The organism is Flavobacterium sp., from assembly GCF_036782315.1.
Classification (GTDB): domain Bacteria; phylum Bacteroidota; class Bacteroidia; order Flavobacteriales; family Flavobacteriaceae; genus Flavobacterium.
Map to the genome: position 1 here is coordinate 53,591 of NZ_DAIPZK010000002.1, position 21,698 is coordinate 75,288.

General features: G+C 31.2%; 23 protein-coding genes. 13 read left to right on the forward strand and 10 right to left on the reverse strand.

Annotated elements, in window-relative coordinates; genetic code table 11:
- Positions 1 to 106 precede the first annotated feature (106 nt).
- From V7P59_RS02050 to V7P59_RS02060, 3 genes are all read left to right on the forward strand, one after another.
- Entirely contained in the window at positions 107 to 1,990 is a 1,884-nt protein-coding gene (locus tag V7P59_RS02050; RefSeq protein WP_333808191.1) for a DUF349 domain-containing protein, read from the forward strand.
- 162 nt (positions 1,991 to 2,152) lie between these two features.
- Positions 2,153 to 2,806: a hypothetical protein gene (locus tag V7P59_RS02055; RefSeq protein WP_333808193.1), complete on the forward strand. Its 654-nt coding sequence runs from the start codon at positions 2,153 to 2,155 to the stop codon at positions 2,804 to 2,806.
- A gap of 167 nt (positions 2,807 to 2,973) precedes the next feature.
- Positions 2,974 to 3,600, forward strand: a complete 627-nt coding sequence (locus V7P59_RS02060) for a hypothetical protein (protein ID WP_333808194.1) — start codon at positions 2,974 to 2,976, stop codon at positions 3,598 to 3,600.
- Between the two features lie 12 nt (positions 3,601 to 3,612).
- Here the strand turns inward: V7P59_RS02060 and V7P59_RS02065 are convergent, their stop codons facing one another.
- From V7P59_RS02065 to V7P59_RS02090, 6 genes are all read right to left on the reverse strand, one after another.
- On the reverse strand, positions 3,613 to 3,900 hold the full coding sequence (locus V7P59_RS02065) for an antibiotic biosynthesis monooxygenase family protein (RefSeq protein WP_333808196.1): 288 nt from the start codon (positions 3,898 to 3,900) through the stop codon (positions 3,613 to 3,615).
- A 177-nt stretch (positions 3,901 to 4,077) separates the two neighbouring features.
- Positions 4,078 to 4,851 (reverse strand): nucleoside triphosphate pyrophosphohydrolase, encoded by a 774-nt coding sequence (mazG, locus tag V7P59_RS02070; RefSeq protein ID WP_333808198.1) that lies wholly within the window; start codon positions 4,849 to 4,851, stop codon positions 4,078 to 4,080.
- 134 nt (positions 4,852 to 4,985) lie between these two features.
- Entirely contained in the window at positions 4,986 to 5,420 is a 435-nt protein-coding gene (locus V7P59_RS02075) for a DUF5606 family protein (protein WP_333808200.1), read from the reverse strand.
- A gap of 114 nt (positions 5,421 to 5,534) precedes the next feature.
- Positions 5,535 to 6,122, reverse strand: a complete 588-nt coding sequence (gene def / locus V7P59_RS02080; RefSeq protein ID WP_333808202.1) for a peptide deformylase — start codon at positions 6,120 to 6,122, stop codon at positions 5,535 to 5,537.
- Positions 6,123 to 6,202: 80 nt separating this feature from the next.
- On the reverse strand, positions 6,203 to 6,613 hold the full coding sequence (gene ruvX / locus V7P59_RS02085) for a Holliday junction resolvase RuvX (protein ID WP_333808204.1): 411 nt from the start codon (positions 6,611 to 6,613) through the stop codon (positions 6,203 to 6,205).
- A 31-nt stretch (positions 6,614 to 6,644) separates the two neighbouring features.
- A complete protein-coding gene (locus V7P59_RS02090; RefSeq protein WP_333808206.1) occupies positions 6,645 to 7,493 on the reverse strand; it encodes an META domain-containing protein in 849 nt (282 codons plus the stop codon).
- A 107-nt stretch (positions 7,494 to 7,600) separates the two neighbouring features.
- Between V7P59_RS02090 and V7P59_RS02095 the strand changes: the two genes are divergently transcribed.
- Positions 7,601 to 8,416: a 2,3,4,5-tetrahydropyridine-2,6-dicarboxylate N-succinyltransferase gene (locus V7P59_RS02095; RefSeq protein WP_333808208.1), complete on the forward strand. Its 816-nt coding sequence runs from the start codon at positions 7,601 to 7,603 to the stop codon at positions 8,414 to 8,416.
- Between the two features lie 160 nt (positions 8,417 to 8,576).
- Positions 8,577 to 10,445 (forward strand): LTA synthase family protein, encoded by a 1,869-nt coding sequence (locus V7P59_RS02100; RefSeq protein WP_333808209.1) that lies wholly within the window; start codon positions 8,577 to 8,579, stop codon positions 10,443 to 10,445.
- Here V7P59_RS02100 and V7P59_RS02105 read toward each other — a convergent pair.
- Positions 10,431 to 11,192, reverse strand: coding sequence for a glycosyltransferase family 2 protein (locus V7P59_RS02105; RefSeq protein ID WP_333808211.1), 762 nt, complete (start codon positions 11,190 to 11,192; stop codon positions 10,431 to 10,433). The genes V7P59_RS02100 and V7P59_RS02105 overlap by 15 nt on opposite strands.
- An 87-nt stretch (positions 11,193 to 11,279) precedes the next feature.
- Between V7P59_RS02105 and V7P59_RS02110 the strand changes: the two genes are divergently transcribed.
- Complete coding sequence (locus V7P59_RS02110) at positions 11,280 to 12,341, forward strand: glycosyltransferase family 9 protein (protein WP_333808213.1); 1,062 nt, start codon at positions 11,280 to 11,282, stop codon at positions 12,339 to 12,341.
- Here V7P59_RS02110 and V7P59_RS02115 read toward each other — a convergent pair.
- The 3 genes from V7P59_RS02115 to V7P59_RS02125 are packed head-to-tail and all read right to left on the reverse strand — an operon-like array spanning position 12,331 to position 14,802.
- Positions 12,331 to 13,152, reverse strand: a complete 822-nt coding sequence (locus V7P59_RS02115; protein WP_333808215.1) for a glycosyltransferase family 2 protein — start codon at positions 13,150 to 13,152, stop codon at positions 12,331 to 12,333. The genes V7P59_RS02110 and V7P59_RS02115 overlap by 11 nt on opposite strands.
- A gap of 24 nt (positions 13,153 to 13,176) precedes the next feature.
- Positions 13,177 to 13,944 (reverse strand): lipopolysaccharide kinase InaA family protein, encoded by a 768-nt coding sequence (locus V7P59_RS02120; protein ID WP_333808217.1) that lies wholly within the window; start codon positions 13,942 to 13,944, stop codon positions 13,177 to 13,179.
- Positions 13,945 to 13,947: 3 nt separating this feature from the next.
- Positions 13,948 to 14,802: a hypothetical protein gene (locus tag V7P59_RS02125; RefSeq protein ID WP_333808219.1), complete on the reverse strand. Its 855-nt coding sequence runs from the start codon at positions 14,800 to 14,802 to the stop codon at positions 13,948 to 13,950.
- A gap of 57 nt (positions 14,803 to 14,859) precedes the next feature.
- Here V7P59_RS02125 and V7P59_RS02130 point away from each other — a divergent pair, with 57 nt between their 5' ends.
- The 7 genes from V7P59_RS02130 (at position 14,860) to V7P59_RS02160 (ending at position 21,655) form a co-directional block, all read left to right on the forward strand.
- Complete coding sequence (locus V7P59_RS02130) at positions 14,860 to 15,657, forward strand: glycosyltransferase family 2 protein (RefSeq protein ID WP_333808221.1); 798 nt, start codon at positions 14,860 to 14,862, stop codon at positions 15,655 to 15,657.
- Positions 15,657 to 16,574 carry a glycosyltransferase family 2 protein gene (locus V7P59_RS02135; protein ID WP_333808222.1) on the forward strand — a complete coding sequence of 306 codons (918 nt, stop codon included), beginning with the start codon at positions 15,657 to 15,659 and terminating at the stop codon, positions 16,572 to 16,574. Before V7P59_RS02130 ends, V7P59_RS02135 begins: the two co-directional genes overlap by 1 nt.
- Positions 16,575 to 16,584: 10 nt before the next feature.
- Positions 16,585 to 17,694 (forward strand): UDP-galactopyranose mutase, encoded by a 1,110-nt coding sequence (gene glf, locus V7P59_RS02140; protein ID WP_333808223.1) that lies wholly within the window; start codon positions 16,585 to 16,587, stop codon positions 17,692 to 17,694.
- The gene (locus V7P59_RS02145; RefSeq protein WP_333808225.1) at positions 17,684 to 18,451 is read left to right on the forward strand and encodes a DUF4422 domain-containing protein; all 768 of its coding nucleotides are present in this window, start codon (positions 17,684 to 17,686) and stop codon (positions 18,449 to 18,451) included. Before glf ends, V7P59_RS02145 begins: the two co-directional genes overlap by 11 nt.
- Before the next feature lie 32 nt (positions 18,452 to 18,483).
- Complete coding sequence (locus V7P59_RS02150) at positions 18,484 to 19,050, forward strand: L-threonylcarbamoyladenylate synthase (protein ID WP_333808227.1); 567 nt, start codon at positions 18,484 to 18,486, stop codon at positions 19,048 to 19,050.
- A gap of 94 nt (positions 19,051 to 19,144) precedes the next feature.
- A complete protein-coding gene (locus tag V7P59_RS02155) occupies positions 19,145 to 20,560 on the forward strand; it encodes a CCA tRNA nucleotidyltransferase (protein WP_333808229.1) in 1,416 nt (471 codons plus the stop codon).
- 75 nt (positions 20,561 to 20,635) lie between these two features.
- Positions 20,636 to 21,655, forward strand: coding sequence for a COX15/CtaA family protein (locus V7P59_RS02160; protein WP_333808231.1), 1,020 nt, complete (start codon positions 20,636 to 20,638; stop codon positions 21,653 to 21,655).
- The last annotated feature ends 43 nt before the right edge of the window (positions 21,656 to 21,698 follow it).

Consider the following 21,698-nt stretch of genomic DNA (forward strand, 5'->3'; position numbering starts at 1 on the left):
AAACAATCGTTTCAAAGAAAATAAGCGATAATTAGTCGATTTTTTTTGAATTTTCGTGGTGCTTTAGTATCTTCACACCTTATTAGTAACCTTAAGCATTTAAACAATGTCAGAAGCAACACATGATAACCTGCAGAACGCAGATGGACAAGACCAAATGGAACAATTAGGTGGTGTTACCATTATTAGTCAATCGGTATTAGAGGAAATAGACAATTCTAATGCAGAAGAAAACGAAGATGATTCGATAAAAGAAAAGCACGAAATTCCGGTATTGGATTACGATGCGATGTCGATGGAAGCCTTAACCGATGAGCTGGAAAAATTAGTCAACAACGAAAAAGTAATGGCGATTAAAGACCATGTTGAAGGCATTAGAAAAGCTTTTTCGGACAAATACCACCATTTTATAGACGAGAAAAAAGAGGAATTCTTAGCTCAAAACAACGAAGAAGGTTTAGATTTTGAGTATCACTTTCCTTTAAAAAATAAGTTTGATGGCATTTACAACGCGTACAAAGCGAGTAAGGCCAAACATTTCAAACAATTACAAAACAATTTAGAGCAAAACTTCGCCGTTCGTGAAAGCTTAATTGAAGAGTTGAAAAACTTAATTGATTCAGGTGATTCGAGCATTAGCGATATGTTCAAAAAAGTAAACGAAATTCGTGAACGTTGGAAAAATGCAGGTGCAATTCCAAGAGATAAATACAACATCTTGTGGAACAACTACCATTTTCACATGGAACGTTTTTACGACATCATGCATTTAGATAAAGAAGCGCGTGATTTAGATTTGAAACACAATTTAGAGCAAAAACAATTAATTATTGCCAAAGCCAAAGAATTGTTGAACGAAGCTGACGTAATGAAAGCGTTCCGTGAATTGCAATTATTACACCGCGTTTGGAAAGAAGAAATTGGACCAGTTGATCGTGAACACAGAGAAGCGATTTGGAACGAATTCAGCGAAATTACCAAACAAATGCACGATAAACGCGAAGGTTTATATGCTGAAGCAAGAGCAAAAGAATCAGACAACTTAGCGGTTAAAAACGAAATTATTTCGCAAATTATCGCATTAGGAAACGAGAAAATCGATTCGCACAGTGGATGGCAAGCGCAAATTCAGAAAATGGAAGCGTTGCGTGAAGCGTTCTTTAAAGCAGGAAAAGTGCCAGCGGAAGTAACAGAGGAAACTTGGGCCAACTTTAAAAATGCGGTTCGAGCGTTTAATGCGAATAAAAATGTTTTCTATAAAGATATCAAGCACGAGCAACACGAAAACTTAAATAAAAAGTTAGCCTTAGTAGAAAAAGCTAAATCGTTACAAGATAGTACGGATTTCGCTGCTACTACTCCAATTATGAAGAAAATTCAAGACGATTGGAAGAAAATTGGACATGTGCCTCGTAAATATTCCGATAGTGTTTGGAAAGACTTTAAAGATGCTTGTAATGCATATTTCGACAGAATGCATGAAGCAAGAAATGCCGAAACTAGTGAAGAAGTAGAAGCATTTGAAAAGAAAAAAGCATTCTTAGAAGAGTTAAAATCATTCACTTTAACGGGCGAGCACAAAGCGGATTTAGATGCGATAAAAGCTCATATTGCAACTTGGAAAACCTTTGGAAAAGTACCTTTTAACAGAAGACACATTGAAGGAAAATTCAATAAGATTTTAGATGCCTTGTTTGAAAAACTAAGCATGTCTAAAAAAGACACCGAAATGATGCGTTTTAACAATCGCTTGGAGCAATTAGCAGAAGGTGACGACCGCAGAGCTTTAGAACAAGAGCAATTCTTCATTAGAAAGAAAATCGACGAAGTACAAAGCGAAATTTTTCAATTAGAGAACAACATTCAGTTTATTAGCAGTAGTTCGAAAGGTGAAAATCCTTTTATTAAAGAAGTTCAAAAAAGCATTGAACGCCACAAAGACGACCTGAAATTGTGGAAAGAAAAGCTACAGCAAATTAAAAATATGTAAGATAGAATCCCGAGTTAAGGCTCGGGATTTTTTTTGTTCTTATTTTAAAATGTACAGAAAATCTGTAATTGAGTTTGTGGGAATTTGGGTATATTTGTGAAATAACTTTATGTTGTTTACTAATTCTCACAAGCTTAAAAAACTAATAACATAATTAATCAAATGGAAATAATCTTATCTATTATTGGTGGTTTTATACTTGGATACTTTACTTCATATTTTAATGAAAAAGGGAAAAACAAAGCAATAATTGAAGATACAGAGCAAATAACAGAAAAAAGGGAGAAAGTAACTTCTAAACATAATCTAGACATCACGAAACGGAAAATTCAATATGAGACTAAAAGCAACGCCTACATGAAGTATTTCAATTTACTTGATGAATTGTCTCAAAATGGTAATACTGAAGCTCAAGAAGAATTCTTACCTGCCTTGGCTAAGTTCAATTCAGATTATATACCAAATGCTGATAATGTAGAAAAAGCTTCTAAAGCAGCAGCAGAATTTTCAAATTCAATGCAAAAATTGATGTTTAAATCTCAAGAAAAATATTTAAAATTCAAAAACGAAACAAATGCTTTAAAAATAATTGCAGGAGATGATGTTTTAAAATTAATGACTGAAATAGATGAAATTTCTCAACTTTCATTTGATGTTTCAACTCAAATGATGAAAGATTTAGCAGAATCTATTGTCTCAAAAAATTTCACAAAATTAGATTCTCAAAAAAACACTCTCGAAAATCTCGCTAATCAAACTAACATATTAAAAGAAAAACTTACAATAGAAATTAGAAAAGAACTTTCAGAAATATAGAAAGCTAATACAAAAACTAGAGCGAGCGTCACGCTCGTGAATACAAAAAAAACACTAAAATCTCATAAGAGATGCTTAACAACATTACAAAATGGGTTTAATATGCTTCGTTACCTCAGCATAACAAAACAAATTAGATAAGAAAATTAACTAAAAATAAATCAATAATGAATATACAAAAACTTTTATTGCTCCTTTTAATGTTAATTGCTTGTAAAAATCAAACTTCAAATACTACCTATTCTCAAAAGGAAACTTCTAATTCAAAAATCGAGACGATAGATACTATTGAATATGATTTTAAAAAAATAGAAGTAATGCTTGAACAAGACATTTTATTTAATGGAAAACTAACGCGCTTTTTCGATTTAAAAGAATTTGAAAACGTCTTTGGAAAAGCGGATAGCTTGGTTTTAATGTCGAAAGAGGAACCCTGTTCGTATATTTTTGAAAATAGTGATGGAAGCAAAGATGAAAATGACAAATACATTTACAAAAAAGGCTCAAGATTTGAAAACTCTAAGAATCAAGTAGCCGTTGATAAATTTAGATTTACTGATGGTAATTTTATCATGTACAAAGGAACAAAATTATCAGCCGATACAACAATTGAAGATTTGAAAAAACTTTTTCCATATGCTATTCAAAACATGAATAAAATTGATGTGTACAATGAAGGAGAATTAGATTATATTAATTTGAGAGAAGATGCTGAAAATATTTCGGATGGTCATATCAATATTTTCTTCAAAAATGGCAAACTTTACTATATGCATTGGTGGTTTCCGTGCTAGATTTTATATAATCTAAAACTCATATTCCCTTTCTACTTTAGCAATTCTTACTTTGTAATTTTTGTACCAAGTGGTTTTACCTTTTTCTTGCGCTTCTAAATGTTCCATATTGGCTTTCCAGTTTTGTATGGCTTCCAAACTTTCCCAATACGAAACAGTAATTCCTATTTCGCTTCGTGCACTTTCCATACCTATAAATCCAGGTTGGGCTTTTGCTAATTCCACCATTTTAATTGCCATTTCGGCATAACCTTCTTCCACTTCGGTTCTAGTAGAGGTAAAAATTACTGCGTAGTACATGATTAAATTTTTAAATTATCGAATTGCTAATGTTTTCTATGCCAAGTGCAACGTCCGAAGCGTCGGACTAAAATCATAGACAAAGTATTTCTATTGTGACTATGTGTTTAAACAAGAGATGCTTTCAGCATGACAAACTAAGCGTTAAAACTGAACACTGAGACTGAACACTGAAAACTACAACTTCTTCGCTTCTTCCCAAAAAACATCCATTTCTGCCAAAGTCATATCGGCTAATGGTTTTCCTAATTCGGTGGCTTTGCTTTCTAAATATTGGAAACGTTTGATGAATTTCTTATTCGTGCGTTCTAAAGCGTCTTCTGGGTTTACTTTTAAGAATCGGGCATAATTTATCATGGAGAACAAAACATCGCCAAATTCGGCTTCTATTTTGTCTTGATTGCCGGTTTGTACCTCAACTTGGAGTTCGTTTAGTTCTTCTTGTACTTTGTCCCAAACTTGGTGCGGTTCTTCCCAATCAAATCCAACGCCTTTTACCTTATCTTGAATGCGACTTGCTTTTACTAATGCTGGTAAACTTTTAGGCACCCCTTCTAATACTGATTTTTTACCTTCTTTCAATTTTAGTTTTTCCCAATTTTGCTTTACTTCTTCTTCGTCAGCCACCACCACATCGCCATAAATATGTGGATGACGATCGATTAATTTATCACAAATGGAATTCGCTACATCAGCGATATCAAAATCATTGGTTTCGCTACCAATTTTGGCATAAAAAACAATATGTAATAACAAATCGCCCAACTCTTTTTTGATTTCCTGCAAATCGTTATCTAAAATGGCGTCGCCTAATTCATAGGTTTCTTCAATCGTCAAATGACGTAGACTTTCAAGCGTTTGCTTTTTATCCCACGGACATTTTTCGCGCAAATCGTCCATGATATCTAAAAGTCGGTTGAAAGCTTGTAATTGTTGCTGGCGTGTGTTCATGATTTTGTTTTTTGTTTCAAGTTTCAGGTTTCAAGTTTGAAATTGTTCTTGAATTTGATTTTGCACTTGTTTATGTAAAAATAAAAAATCCCACGTGGAAAACGCAGGATTTTAAAGTATAATTTTCCCAATACTTATTCAGCAGCTGGAGTTTCTTCTTCTTGTTTGATTTCTTTAGATAACGCTTCTACTGAAACGAAACCTTTAGGTTGTAACAAATTGTACCAGTTTAAGATTTTTTTGATGTCAGAAGTATATACTCTGTCTTCGTCAAATTCTGGTAAAATTTCTCTGAAGTAGGCTTTTAATTTCGCATCGTCTTCTTTGTGAGACATTGCCATACCGTCGTTTTCTTTAGTAGCGATTGCTTTGAAAACTTCTGATAAACGCACTTCTTCTGAATAGGTATAAACAGCAATTTCAGACAACAAACTTACGTTTGCTCTCATTCCTACCGTTATCTTTTTTCCATCTAATAAAGATTCAGCAACAAATCCTGTACGAGTTTGAATTTTTAATTCGAATAACCCTGGTTTCCCAGAAATAGCTAATATTTTTTGAATGCTCATTTTTCTTACTTATTAAGGTTGGCAAATATATTATTTTAAAGTAAAAAGTGAAACGTAAAAAGTAAAAAGTTTAGTTAAAAAAGCTATTTACTTTTCACTAATAACAAATTACTATTAACGTCCTTTTTTATTTACAAATTTCATTTTATAATCGGGTCTTGCTTTACCATCCATAATGTTTTGCAATTTCTTCCCAATTAACTTCTTTTTCAAAATTGATAAATGATCTGTAAAAAGAATTCCTTCGATGTGATCATACTCATGTTGGATAACACGCGCGATTAAACCATCATATACTTCGGTCTTCTTATTGAAATCTTCATCAAAATATTCAATCGTAATTGTATCATGGCGAAAAACATCTTCACGTACATCTGGAATACTCAAACAACCTTCATTGAATCCCCAAATATCACCTTCTTCTTTGATGATTCTTGCGTTGATGAATGTCTTTTTGAAATCTTTCATTAAAGCCGCTTCTTCTTTAGAAACGTCATCACTATCGCTAAAAGGTTCGGTATCTACAATAAACAAACGAATAGGTAACCCAACTTGTGGAGCCGCCAAACCAACGCCATGTGCATGATACATCGTTTCATACATATTAGCAATCGTTTCTTTTAGATTCGGATATTCAGGAGTAATGTCCTCTCCTACTTTACGTAAAACTGGTTCTCCGTATCCGTATATTGGTAAAATCATAATTTATTTTTTTGTTTCAAGTTTTAAGTTTCAGGTTTAAACTTCCATCTTCCATCACCCAGCAATAAAATGCAAAAGTACTATTTTTTATAATGTAAATAATCTTGAAGCATAATTGTTGCGGCAATTTCGTCTACCAAAGCTTTATTTTGACGTTGTTTCTTTTTCAAACCGCTATCAATCATGGTTTGGAACGCCATTTTGGAAGTAAATCGTTCGTCAACTCTATCCAGTGGTATTTCTGGAAAAGCTGTTTGAAATTTGGCCACAAAAGCATTAATGATTTCAGCACTTTGCGAAGGCGTTCCATCCATTTGTTTAGGTTCACCAACAATGACACGTTCTACTTTTTCTTTCGAAAAATAATCTTTTAAAAAAGCTATTGCAGTTTCAGATGGAATAGTGGTTAGCCCAAAAGCTATCATCTGCATTTCATCAGTAACAGCAATACCTGTTCGTTTGATTCCGTAATCTATGGCTAAAATTCGCATTGTTGATTATTTTGAACAAATATACGCTCAATTACTTAATTATTTCAAATTCGGCTAAAGTTGCCATTTTGGCTCTGTTTAATTTTAGGGTTTTTCCATCGAAATTATAGTTATCTACCATTTCTAATACTTTGGCAAATTCTTGTTCGGTTAGCATATCTTCACATGCCATCATAGTTGAAATTACTTTTGAAAATTTCACTCTACTAACATCTACTTTTAATTCATAGCTTCCCGCCATATTATTACAACCTGCAAAAGCTGAAAACCTTCCTTCAGGATTAAAATTAATGCCGAATTCCTTTTTATTGTCTTTATTCTTTTCGATGATTTTTCCGTTTAACTTCACCAAACGCCATTTTGAATTTTTCAAATCTACCAATGCAACTTCTTTAATTTTAACTTCTTTCTTAGGATTTGAAACTGAAACTTCCGAAATTTCAACTTTTGACAATTGATATTTTGATGCCAAATCACCTTCAATACGCTTTCCATCAGCATCTAAATGAAATAATACATTCTCACCTACAAAATATTGATTAGGTACTGCTGAATTCAAAAGTGTAATCGTATTTCCAGCTTCATTCCATGTGTAAGTTCCAGTTTCTTTGAAAACTTCTTTCGATTTTCCTTTATAAACTGTTTCCTTTACATACGAATCTTCTGATAATAAAATTGTAGTTTCAATAGCTTCACAATTGGCACAAGGTAAACTTCCTTTGTATGTCCCAATGTAATCCAAACTTATTTTTGCATTGTGATGATCAATTTGAACTGTTGTTGAATCCATTGAAATTGTTTCTTCTTGTTTTTCCGAATCATTTTTACATGATGTTAATGTTAATGCAATTATCGCTAAACTTAAAAGACTTTTTTTCATGATAATACTATATTTTGTGATAATATAAATTTACGACTTATTTCTTATATCAAAAAGAATTCCAAAATTCATAAAATGTTATCTTTGCAACACAAATTTTGAAAATCATGACCAATTTACAAGCAACAATAGAACAAGCTTGGGAAAACCGCGCTTTGTTACAAGAAGAAACTACACAAAAAGCAATTAGAGAAGTTATCGAATTATTAGATAGCGGAAAACTTCGTGTGGCTGAACCAACAGCTACTGGATGGCAAGTAAACGAATGGGTTAAAAAAGCTGTTGTAATGTATTTCCCAATTCAAAAAATGGAAACTTGGGAAGCTGGCATTTTTGAATATCACGACAAAATGGAATTGAAACGCAATTATGCTGAAAAAGGAATTCGTGTAGTTCCAAATGCAGTGGCAAGATATGGTGCTTATATTTCGAGTGGTGTAATTTTAATGCCAAGTTATGTAAACATTGGTGCTTATGTTGATGAAGGTACAATGGTTGACACTTGGGCGACTGTTGGAAGTTGTGCGCAAATTGGTAAGCATGTTCATCTTTCTGGAGGCGTTGGAATTGGTGGTGTTTTAGAACCTTTACAAGCCGCTCCAGTAATTATTGAAGATGGTGCTTTCATTGGTTCAAGATGTATTGTGGTAGAAGGTGTTCACGTAGGAAAAGAAGCGGTTTTAGGTGCGAATGTGTGTTTGACAGGTTCGACTAAAATTATTGATGTTACAGGCGATGAACCAGTAGAATACAAAGGTGTTGTTCCAGCGCGTTCGGTTGTAATTCCAGGAAGCTATACTAAGAAATTCCCAGCAGGAGATTATCAAGTACCTTGTGCGATTATCATTGGACAAAGAAAACCTTCAACCGATTTGAAGACTTCGTTGAATGATGCGTTGAGAGAATATAATGTAGCGGTATAAGTCAAAGTACGAAGTTAGAAGTATAAAGTACAAAATTAAGTTCCAATTCATAACAAAATCGTTGTGGATTGGAATTTTTATTTTCTCACAAAAGTAAATTAAAGATAAATAAATTGTAAATTTTATATGAATAGTTAAATTTGCTGAAAATTACCTTTTTATGTCAACCTATTTTAGCAGTGTAAAACTATTTTTCAAACGCTTTTTTATTGTTCTTTTTGGTTATCAAATTTGTCGTTTGTTATTTTATTTTTTCAATCGAAATGCTTTTGAAAACATTACTGCTAAAGGTTTTTTGGGCGGAATCCATTTTGATTTATCAGCAATTGCTTACATCAATTTAGTTTTTGCTCTTTTTCACTTTGTTCCAGGTAATTTTAAATACAAACCCAACTATCAAAAGTTCCTGAAAATTGGTTTTTTCATTATAAATTTCGTTTTCATCTTAACCAATTTCGTTGATTTCGAATACTACAAATTCACTGGTAGAAGAAGTACTTTTGGCATGATTACCGCAAGCGGAATGGAAAATGAAATTGGCGGATTAATCTTTTCTTTTTTAATTGAGTTTTGGTATTTACCAATTCTTGCATTGGTTTTAGGAATACTATTTTGGAAAGTAATTCCGAATTTAAAACCTGCAAGCGAACAAAGTTCCAACTGGTCGCAAATCGCAAAACAATCTGGAATATTTATACTTTTAATGGGATTTGTTTTTTTACTTGGTCGTGGTGGAATTCAAAAGAAACCATTAAAAATTGTTGATGCAGTAAACTACGGTTCAATTAATCAATCGGCTTTAGTATTAAACACACCTTTTTGTATCATCAAAACCATTGGTAAAAAAGAAACATTAGAATCGCCAAAATATTTTTCAGAAGCGGAATTAAATCAAATTTTCAATCCAATTACAGAAATTACTTCAACTGAAAATCCGAACAAAAAAAACGTTGTGATTATTATTTTAGAAAGTTTCGGAAGAGAAAATATTCAGCGCGGACAAACGCCATTTTTAGATGGATTAATCGAAAAATCGTTATTCTTTGAAAATGGTTTTGCTAATGGAAAACTTTCTATTGACGCTGTTCCTTCTACACTTTCAAGTATTCCGAGTTTGATGAATCATTCGCTAATTACGTCAAGCTATTCAATTAATGAAGTGTATGGTTTGCCAAAAATCTTAAAAGATAACGGCTATCAAACTGCATTTTTTCACGGAGCTTTCAACGGAAGCCAAAATTTTGACCAATATTGTAAAGTAGCTGGTTTTGATAATTATTTTGGGAAGAATGAATATGTAGGTCCAGAAGCCTTTGACGGAAGATGGGGTATTTTTGATGAAGAATTTATGCAATATTTTTCAGGGAAGATGAACGAATTCAAACAACCATTTTTCAGTACGATTTTTACAATTTCGTCACATAATCCATACATTATTCCAGAGAAATACAAAGGAAAATTTCCAAAAGGAACTACTAAAATTCATGAAAGTATTGCTTATTCTGATTATGCTTTGAAACGCTTTTTTGAAACGGCTTCACAACAAGAATGGTACAAAAATACTTTGTTTGTAATCACGGCAGATCATACTTCATCGGAACCAACAGAAAAAAAATATAAAACGAATGTTGGTAAATTTAGAGTACCTATTTTATTTTTCGATCCTTCAAATCCTTCTATCATTGGAAAAAATCAGAAGAATTTACAACAAATCGATATTATGCCTTCGATAATTGATTATTTGAATATCGATAGTAAAATGATTACCTATGGTAAATCGTATCAATCTGAAAAAGATTTTGTGGTGTATTATTTAGACAACATTTACCATTATATTTCGGGCGATTATTACTTGGCTTTCGACGGAAAAAAATCCTTAGGTTTGTACAATTTCAAAAAAGATGAATTGCTAAAATCCAATTTAATCAAGACCGAAAAAGCAAAAACAACCGAAATGGAAACGTTTATAAAAGCCTATATTCAATCGTTTAACGAGCGAATGATTGGAAATAAATTAACCCTTCAATAATTTTTCTTGTCGTTGTAATTTAAGCAATTTTGCATATTTCATGTGTGAGAAAAACCCTTGGATTAAAGCAATTGTGATACCGTCAATTCCATTAAAAATTCCTTTTTTGAAGAAATAACATCTTATAAAAGCGGTTAAACCATTAATTACAGGTTTCATTGCTCCTACTCTTTTTCCTTGATCAAAAAGTTGTTGGGCATGCCAAGTAGAATATTGGTTTTTCTTTGCTATAATTTGCTCAAAAGATTCCCAACCATAGTGTAAAATATGAACGGCAACTTTTTTCTCGTTAGTAGTTTCAATTTTTTGATGCACTTTAGCTTCTGAAGGTTTTGCTGTTTGCTTATTGAAAAAACGGACTTTATGATCGGGATACCAACCTGAAAAATCGATTAATTCATCGGCTAAAAAGTTCTTCACTCGGAACGAAAAAGCATCGTAGTTTCCTTCTAAATATTTCTCTTTTAGTATGAATTCTTTGGCATCAACATCCAAAAATTCATCTGCATCTAAATTTAAAATCCAATCGTTTTTGCAAAATGGTAATCCATGGGTGCGCTGAGGCCCATCGCCTAGAAATTTTTGAGAAATTACTTTTGCTCCTTTTTCTTCGGCAATTTTCACTGTATTATCAGAACTTAAAGAATCTACAATGATAACTTCATCGCACACTTCAAATAAAGCATCGATGCATTTCCCAATATTTTTTTCTTCATTAAAAGTAATGACTAAGCCGCTAATTGCCATAAAAATTGAATTTTCACAAAAGTAATCAAATTATTTTGTTGGCAAAGTTTCAAAATCAGTGTATTTTAGCCAAATAATTTATCCAAAATGAAAATTTTAGTCATACAACAAAAGCGAATTGGAGACGTACTAACCTCAACTATTTTATCCAATAATTTGAAGCAAAAATATCCAAATGCACAAGTAGATTACATGTGTTATGCCAATTGTGTTGATGTACTAAAAAACAATCCAAACATTGACAACATTATTGTGTTGGAAGAAAAAGTACGAAAAAATTATCTTTCTCTTTTTCAATTTATTTTCAAAATTAGAAGTTCCAAATATGATGTAGTGATTGATGCTTACAGTAAATTGGAAACCAATTTAATCACCTTGTTTTCTGGTGCTAAATATAAAATTTCATATAAGAAAGGCTATTCTAATATATTCTACAATTACAATATTGAACGACTAAAAAACGGAACAAAATCAGATATAGGATTGGCAATTATTAATCGTTTACGTTTACTAAAACCGCTTATTAAGGAAGAGATTACCGATTATAAACCTAAGATTTTTTTAACGGATTCGGAAATTAATCAAGCAAAGGAAATGCTATCAAAATTTCCTTTAAAAACCGAAAAACCAACTTTTATGATTGGGATTTTAGGTAGCGAATGGTACAAAACCTATCCATTTGAAAAAATGGCGGAATTGTTAGATTTTACTGTTCAAACCACTGATGCGAATTTGCTTTTCAATTATATTCCGAAACAAAAAGAAGACGCTCAAAAAATCTTTGATTTGTGTCAACCAGAAACACAACAACGCATTTATTTTGATTTGTATGCTAATGATTTGCGCTCGTTTTTAGGTTTATTGTCGCAATGTGATGCTTTAATTGGTAACGAAGGCGGAAGTGTAAACATGGCAAAAGCGTTATTTGTTCCAACATTTTCATTGTTTTCACCAAGTGTAGATAAAGAAACGTGGCAAATTTTTGAGGATGAGAAAAACATCTCCATTCATTTAAAAGATTTGAAACCCGAAATTTATGCTGAATTTGACGAAAAATACATTAAAGAACATACTTTCAAATATTTTGAAGAATATCCTATTGCATTAATTAAGGAGAAATTAAAGGATTTCTTTGAGGTTATTCGCTAAGATATTTTGACAATCCATTTTCAATAAAAGTCACATTGTGTTTTTTGTTGAAATTGCGAATAGCATTGTTTTTCTCCCAAGTTTCCGGAGTAGCGTAACCTCTTTTATGATCTAAATGCAAACAAACGGCACTGTAACGGATTTGCTTGGATAAAATACCGAAGTTGAACAAACGTTCGCCAACTTCTCTATCCAAACCACCGTATTGCATTTCTTCATTAAAACCATTTATGGCAATTAAATCTTTCTTAAAACAAGAAGTATTATGTCCGTTGAAGGTACGTTTTGTTGGTGTTAACCAGTTCATAAAAGTAGCAAAAAGTGAAATTTTGGTCAACTTTGATAATTTAAAAGTCTTAGAAACCCCATTTTTTATCAACCAAGAAATAGAAAAACAATCTTGCATTAGGATGTTTTCTAATGTAATTCTAATAGAAGTTTCCATAGGTAATTTAAAATAACCTCCAGAAAGAAAATAGCCTTCTTCTTGATATTTCAAATGTTGGGCAACAAAATCTTTTCGTGGAATACAATCTCCATCAGTAAAAAGTAAGTAATCGGAATTTGTTTTTAAAATGGCTTTATTTAAGATTTTACATTTCTGAAAACCATTATCTTCTTGCCATACATGAACAATTGGAAACTTAAATTTATCTCTAAAAGAGTCAATTACTGCTTTTGTTTTTTCGGCAGAACCATCATCGGCAATGACAACCTCAAAGTCTGGCTCGGTTTGGACACTGTATCCAACAAGCACTTTTTGAAGCCATTCTTCTGAATTGTAAGTGGTGATAATTACCGATAATTGCATGTAATGAATTAAAAGTGAAAAATACTACTTTTTCCAGAACTTTAATTTCTTTTTGATTCTTTTTTTTCGGTGAAAGCGATATTGGAAATCAGCCGTTAATTTCCACATGGTTTCAAAAATAGCAGTTTCATTTCCGTTTGAAAGTTTTGCATATTCATTACTCATCACTTCAATCATGTCTTTTTTATGCGTGATTTTCGATAAATTCTTCATTCTAGTTTGAAAATCAATAGCTTCATGAAATTTCATTCGGTTCAAATCCACTAGAAAAAACGAATAACCACCGTCGATATTTTTTCGAATCAAGGTGTTTCCTGGTGAATGATCTAAGAATTCAATACCTTTTTCATGCATTTCGAAGGTAAATTGGGTGAACTTTCGAATGATGAAATCTCTATTTTCAAAAGCTTCATTCTGAACAATTTCTCTAAACTCGAAAACATTTTCTAAATGTTCACATACGTAATAACTTTCTTTTAATCCTATAAAATCATGCTTTTCAAAAAAAGCAACTGGTTGTGGCGTTCCAATTTGCATTTCCATCAATTTCGAAGCAAACTCAAACGAACGACGCGCTTTTGATTTTCTGAAATAGCGATAGGCTATTTTATTAATGAGATTTGGTTTTTTAAAAGATTTAATGCTTAAAGTTATATCTTCTAAATCAAAAAGTTTAATAGTATTTCTTTGACCTTTAACAAATACTCTTCCTTGTGAATTAAAATGAGTAATTGCATCAAAAACTAATTTTTTATGAGATTGAAATTTGCTATTAATTATAAATTTATTCATCAATTAGTTGGTAAAAAAATATTCTTTATATTTTGGATTAGTAGCGTTTTCTTGTAGATATTTAGGTAAGGTTTCTAAATTATCCAACATTTTAAATTGCATATCACGTCCAAACAAATCAACACCTGAAGTTATAAATTTTTCTATTTGATCTTGACTTTTAAAATTGTCATTATTGTATTCAGTATGAGAGAAAGCTTCTAATTTTTCAATTATTTTTTTGACACCTCCTAGGTAAGTAAAATGCCATCCAGCATTTGGAATAATTTTGAAAACTTCACCTCTACGCTTTGTTCTCATAATTATTTTCCTAATTCGGTTTGGTTTTTGTTTCAATAATTTAAAGGGTAAAACAGCTGTACAATGCCAAATGCCATCTTTTGCTTCTTCCATTGTCATCGAACTACCTCCATCATAAATAAGTTGATTGTTCAAAAAATACATGTACATATCCATTTTCAAACCATAAATTTGATCAATTCCTTTTTCAATCAAATTTTTTAAAACTTTTGGATTTGGTATTTCGTCAACATCTGATATAAGTACAATATCATCTGGTTTACAGTCTAGCAATCCTTTAACAACAGAGTTTCTTTGAAAAAACTCTAACTTCCAAGGAGTAAACGGATTAATTATTGGAATAAAAAGAGGATATTTATCTAACTTAATATGAATAATTTTTGGTAAAAATTCAGAAAATCGATTTTTGTTTTCTTCAAAATAATATGGTTTGTGATTGTTTTGAAACGTTTTATTGGCTTCAACTATAACAAATTTATCTACAACATCATTTAATTCATTTAATCTTATTTCTAACAAATCAAGTTCATTAAAAAAAATGAAACAATCATATACCATAATCTTTTTTTTTACAAATATAAATATTTATATTAATTTGCGCTATATTTAAAAATCATGAATAAAAGACCGTCTTCAAGTTTAGTTACTCCAACATATAACTGGCCACAAGCTCTAGAACTATTACTTTTGAGTGTAAAAAGGCAAACAATCTTACCAGATGAAGTTATTGTTGCTGATGATGGCTCAAAACCCGAAACCACTGAACTAATAAAGCAATTTCAAAAAGACTTTCCAGTTCCTTTAATTCATGTTTGGCATGAAGATAATGGAAATCAAAAACCAAAAATAATGAACAAGGCCATTGCAAAGGCTAAGTATGATTATATTATTGAAATTGATGGTGACATTATTATGCATCCTAATTTTGTTGAAGATCATCTAAAATATGCAGCTAAAGGTATTTATCTTTTTGGTTCAAGAGTAAATATTCAGAAGAACATTTTAGACACTATTTTTAGTAAAAAAATTACTTTTTTTCATTTCTTTTCAAAAGGCATTAAAAAACGTGGAAGAACACTACGAATCCCATTTTTTATGAATTTTGCGAAGCTCCATGAAAAACGTTCTTCAAAATTAAGAGGTTGTAATATGTCTTTTTGGAAAGAAGATTTTATAAAAATAAATGGATTTAATGAAGCTTTAGTGGGTTGGGGAATAGATGATTCTGAGATGATTCAAAGACTACATAACATTGGAATTCAAGGTAAGAGACTAAAAAATGTTGCCATAGCTTATCATATTTATCATAAAGAGCAAGATAAAAGCCATATTGAGATAAATCATATCATTGAAAAAGAGACTACGGAAAAGAAAATTACTTTTATAGAAAAAGGTATCAATCAATATTTATAATGAATACAATAGCTGTTATATTAATTAACTACAACTCTGCAAAATATACAATTGATTGTATCAAAAGCATATGGGATAAAACCTCTTCTGATCTTGATTATGAAATAATTGTAGTTGATAATAAATCAGAAATGGATGATTTAAAGTTAATAGATTCTTTTATTAATGAAGAAAAAAAGAGCAATCTTAAACTAATTAAAAGTCAAATAAACACTGGTTTTGGAGGTGGAAACATGATAGGGGCTCAAGTCGCAAACGCAAAATATTTAGCATTTATAAATAATGATTCTATCTTTATAAATGATTGCTTGTCTCTTTTGTATAATGCAATGGAAGCCAATGAAAATTATGGTGTTTGTGGTCCAAAAGCTTACAAAGAAGATGGCTCAATTTTACCAACATTAGATCATTACGCATCACTTTCAAAAGAATTCTTAGGAAGGTCTTTACTTGAAAAAATAAATCCTGAAAAATATCCAAATCGAAAAAAAAATTACATTAACCATCAAAAAGGTCAGTTTGTTTCTGGAAGCTTTATGATGCTTAGAGCAATAGATTTTTGGAATGTAGGAGGTTTTGATACCAATATATTTTTATATCATGAAGAAACGGATTTATGTAAAAGAATCAATAGCTTAAATAAATATTCATATTTAATCCCTGAAGCAGAATTTATACATTATCATGGAGCTAGCACTCCAAAATCAATAGCCATAAAAACCGAATTAAAACTTTCTCAACTTTATGTAATTAGAAAGCATTATGGATATTTTAAATTCAAGTTTTTATTAACATTTTTCCAATTAAAATATTTCTTTTCCTCTATTTTTAAACCAAAATATTGGTCATTATTTTTCGTTCTTATTAAAGGAGCACATTTATCAGATTCATTAAAGCAAAAACAAACAACAAAATAAAAACCAAATAATGAAAAAATATGATTACTTAATAGTAGGTTCTGGACTTTTTGGTTCTGTTTTTGCACATGAAGCTACAAAAAGAGGGAAAAAATGTCTAGTAATTGATAAAAGAAACCATATCGGTGGGAATGTTTTTTGTGAAAACATAGAAGGAATAAATGTTCATAAATATGGAGCACATATTTTTCATACAAATGATAAAAATATTTGGGATTATGTAAATCAATTTGCAGAATTTAATAATTACATTAACTCTCCATTATCATTCTCTAAAGGAAAATTATACAATCTTCCTTTTAATATGAATACATTTTATCAGCTATGGAATTTATCAAAACCTGAGGATGTAAAAAGAAAAATAGAGCAACAAATTAGAGAACATGGATTTGAAAATCCTAAAAACCTTGAAGAGCAAGCACTATCTCTTGTAGGTAAAGATATTTATGAAACCCTAATAAAAGAATACACCGAAAAACAATGGGGAAGAAAGGCTTCTGAATTACCAGCATTCATTATAAAAAGATTACCTGTACGATTTACTTTTGACAACAATTATTTTAATGACAAATACCAAGGCATTCCAATTGGCGGCTATAATAAAATAATTAACGGTTTATTAAAAAACATAGAAACTCAAGTGGAAACAGATTTTTTTGAAAACAGAAACTATTTCGAATCTATAGCTGATAAAATTATTTTCACTGGAAAAATAGATGCTTTTTTTGATTATCGTTTTGGAAAACTAGAATATCGTTCTCTTAAATTTGAAACGGAAACAATAAATTCGGATAACTTTCAAGGAAATGCTGTAGTTAATTACAATGATTCTGATGTACCTTATACTCGAATTATTGAACACAAACACTTTGAATTTGGTAAACAAGAGAAAACAGTCATTACTAAAGAATATCCAGAAAATTGGACTGAAGAAAAAGAGCCTTATTACCCTGTAAATGACGATAAAAATAACACGATATATCAAGAATATAAAAAGCTATCAGAAAAAATTCCAAATGTCATTTTTGGGGGTAGATTAGCAGAATATAAATATTACGATATGCATCAAATAATCGCTTCTGCATTAACTTCTGTAAAAAAAGAATTCCATGAAAGGTAAAATATTTATAGTTACACACAAAGCATTACCACTTATTAATAATGAACTTTATACTCCAATTCAAGTGGGTTATGGTGACACAATTTCAAATGTATTAAGAGATAATACAGGTGAGCAAATCTCCATAAAAAACGAAAATTTTTGTGAACTAACTGCTTCATATTGGATTAATAAAAACGTAAAAGATTGTCAATATGTTGGCATTTGCCATTACAGAAGATTTTTTAATTTTTATCCATCCTTATTCAATTTTTTCCCTTCAAGGCAAAAAAAGATAAGCTCTGAAGATTTCAAAAAAACGAAAACTTTTAGAGCTTCAGCAGAAAAAACAGATGAAAAAATTGCATCAATACTTAGAAATTATGATTGTATTATGCTAAGAGGTTACGATGTTAAAGAAGGGCTTTCGGCCTCATATTATAACCCACAAGGACACAGAAAATCGGATTGGAACACAACACTTGATATCATTAAAGAACTTTATCCTGAATACACAAATAGTATTAAAAAGTATCTAGATGAAGCCGGAAAGTTTCATATGGGTAATATGATGATTACCACAAAAGAAAAATGGGATAACTATCACGAATGGTTGTTTTCAATATTATTCGAATTAGAAAAAAGAATTGAAATTCCTACAGATGCCGTTCAAAAAAGAGTTTTTGGTTATATTTCTGAAAGAATAATTAACCTATATGTATATCACAATAATTTTAAAATTAAAGAATTTGGAGGGTATAAAATAACCGATATCTAAAAATTTATCACTCTATATATTCCAATACTAAAATGGACATCAACACAGAAGTACACAACGCTTTCGAAGTAATTAAAAATGGTGGCATTATCTTGTATCCAACTGATACCGTTTGGGGAATTGGTTGCGATGCTACTAATGAAGAAGCCGTAAAAAAAATTTATGCTTTGAAACAACGCGAAGAAACCAAAAGCATGATTGTTTTAATGAATGGCGAACGCATGATGTACAACGTATTCAAAGAAATTCCTGATGTAGCTTGGCAAATTTTGGATTTATCTGAAAAACCAACGACTTTAATTTTAGATAATCCTAGAAATGTTGCTAAAAATATTGTTGCAGATGATAATACATTAGGTGTAAGAATTGTAACTGAACCCTTCTGCTTTAAACTAATGGAACGTATGAAAAAACCCTTAGTTTCTACATCTGCCAATATTTCTGGAGAACCCACTCCAAAAACTTTCAAAGAAATTAGTCCCGAAATTATAAAAGGTGTCGACTATGTAGTAAATTTGCACCACGATAAAGTTTGCAAAAATCCTTCTACGATTATTAAATTAGGTTTAGATAGCCAAGTAAAAGTGATTCGCAAGTAAAATGTGCCAATATTTCGATTTGTCAATTAGCCAATGATGTTGTTTGATAATTAATTGGCACATTGACGAATTGTCAAATTGACGAATTAGGAAAATGAATTACAAACAACATTTAGAACATAACATATTCAAAATCATTTCACAAGCAGCCCAAGAACTTAACTTGGAATGCTATGTGATTGGTGGTTTTGTTCGCGATATTTTACTCAATAGAGACCACAAAAAAGACATCGATATCGTTGCTGTAGGTAGCGGAATTGAACTAGCTTTGAAAGTTTCCGAATTGATTCCATTTCATCCAAAAGTCCAAGTTTTTAAAAATTATGGAACCGCGATGTTGCGCTACGATGACATTGATGTGGAGTTTGTTGGAGCTAGAAAAGAATCGTATACACACGATAGTCGAAATCCTTTGGTTGAAAATGGTACGTTAAAAGACGATCAAGAGCGAAGAGATTTCACTATAAATGCTTTGGCTTTTTCCCTAAATTCTGAAAATTTTGGTGATTTAGTTGACCCTTTTAATGGTGTGGAAGATTTAAAAAACAAAATCATCAAAACACCTTTAAATCCCGATATTACCTATTCAGATGATCCGTTGCGAATGATGCGTGCGATTCGTTTTGCTTCGCAATTGAATTTCGAAATAGAATCAGAATCTTTAGAAGCAATTTCGAAAAATAAAGATAGAATCAATATTATTTCAGGCGAACGAATTGTTGATGAATTGCACAAAATTTTAGCTTCAGATAAACCTTCTATAGGATTTTTACATTTATATCAAACCGGCTTATTAGATATTATTTTACCAGAATTAACAGCTTTAAATAATGTCGAAGAAGTTGAAGGTCATACGCATAAAAACAATTTTTATCACACTTTAGAAGTGGTGGATAATATTTGTCCCAATACCGATGACGTTTGGTTGCGATGGGCTGCATTATTACACGATATTGGTAAAGCACCAACTAAAAGATTCAACAAAAAACAAGGTTGGACGTTTCACGGACATGAATTTTTGGGTGGAAAAATGGTCAAAAAAATATTTGAACGTTTACACATGCCATTGAATCACAAGATGAAATTCGTGCAAAAAATGGTAACCATGAGTTCGCGACCTATTGTTATTGCTGAAGATATTGTTACAGATAGTGCCGTTCGTCGTTTGGTTTTTGATGCAGGTGAAGATATCGATAGTTTGATGACCTTGTGTAAAGCGGATATTACGACTAAAAATCCAAAGAAATTCCAGAAATACCATAAGAATTTTGACATTGTAAAAGAAAAAATTGTGGAAGTGGAAGAAAAAGACCGAGTTCGTGTTTTCCAACCTCCTATTTCAGGTGAAGAAATTATGGAATTATTTGGTTTAAAACCTTGTAGAGAAATTGGAGTTTTAAAAGAAGCTGTCAAAGAAGCAATTTTAGAAGGCGAAATTCCGAATGAATACGAAGCCGCAAAAGATTTCGTCTTGAACAAAGCTTCAAAAATGGGATTGAAAAAAGTATAAAAATTATAATCTGTTAAAGCACTTTTCAAATGCGCATTATGTAAATTTGAAGTGCTTTTTGAATATCACAAAAAAATGAAAACAAACAAATCAGTTATTTACTGGCTACTTTCAGGATGTGTTTTGCTTTTTATCATGGTAACCGTGGGCGGAATTACCCGTTTAACCAACTCTGGTTTATCCATGACCGATTGGCATTTGATTAATGACACTTTTCCACCAATGAGCGAAGAAAAATGGGTGGAAGCCTTTGAAGAATACAAGAAATTTCCAGAATATCAAAAAGTAAATCAATACAAAGATTTTCAATTAGACGATTACAAATTCATTTTCTTTTGGGAATGGTTTCACCGTTTTATTGGCCGTATTATTGGTGTCGTTTTCATTATTCCATTCGTTTATTTTCTAATCAAAAAACAATTAGATAACGAGACCATTAAAAAGTGTTTCATCCTTTTAGGAATGGGTGCTTTTCAAGGATTTTTAGGTTGGTTCATGGTAGCCAGCGGTTTAAAAGATATGCCCGATGTGAGTCACTTTAGATTAGCGATTCACTTAACTTTTGCTTTTATTACGTTTGCTTATACCCTTTGGGTTGCCTTAGATTTAATTTATCCAGAACGAAAATTACCCGTTTTAGAATTACGAAAAATTGCTCGTATAGCTTTAGTAGTTTTAATCATCCAAATTATTTATGGCGGATTTGTGGCAGGTTTAAATGCTGGATTAATTCACAATCATTGGCCTTTAATGAGTGATGGACAATTCTTCCATGAAAGTATTCAATTAGAACAATCAAATTTATTGTTATCATTTACAGAAGGAAAAAGTGGTGTACAATTCATTCACCGAACTTTTGCTTATGTTGTGGTTGGAATGATTGTTTTCTTATTTATAAAAAGTAGAAAAATTACATTAGACAAAACACAAGATAATGGTATAAAAACACTTTTAGTTTTTGTGTTTATTCAATTTATTTTAGGAGTTTTCACCTTATTATTCTACGTTCCGCTATGGTTAGGATTAGCACATCAAATTATGGCATTCTTTTTATTAACAGCGATGACGTTTACGTTACATAGATTTAGTAAGTAATGAAACGAACGATTCTTCTATTTTTTATTCTTTTCTGTTTAAA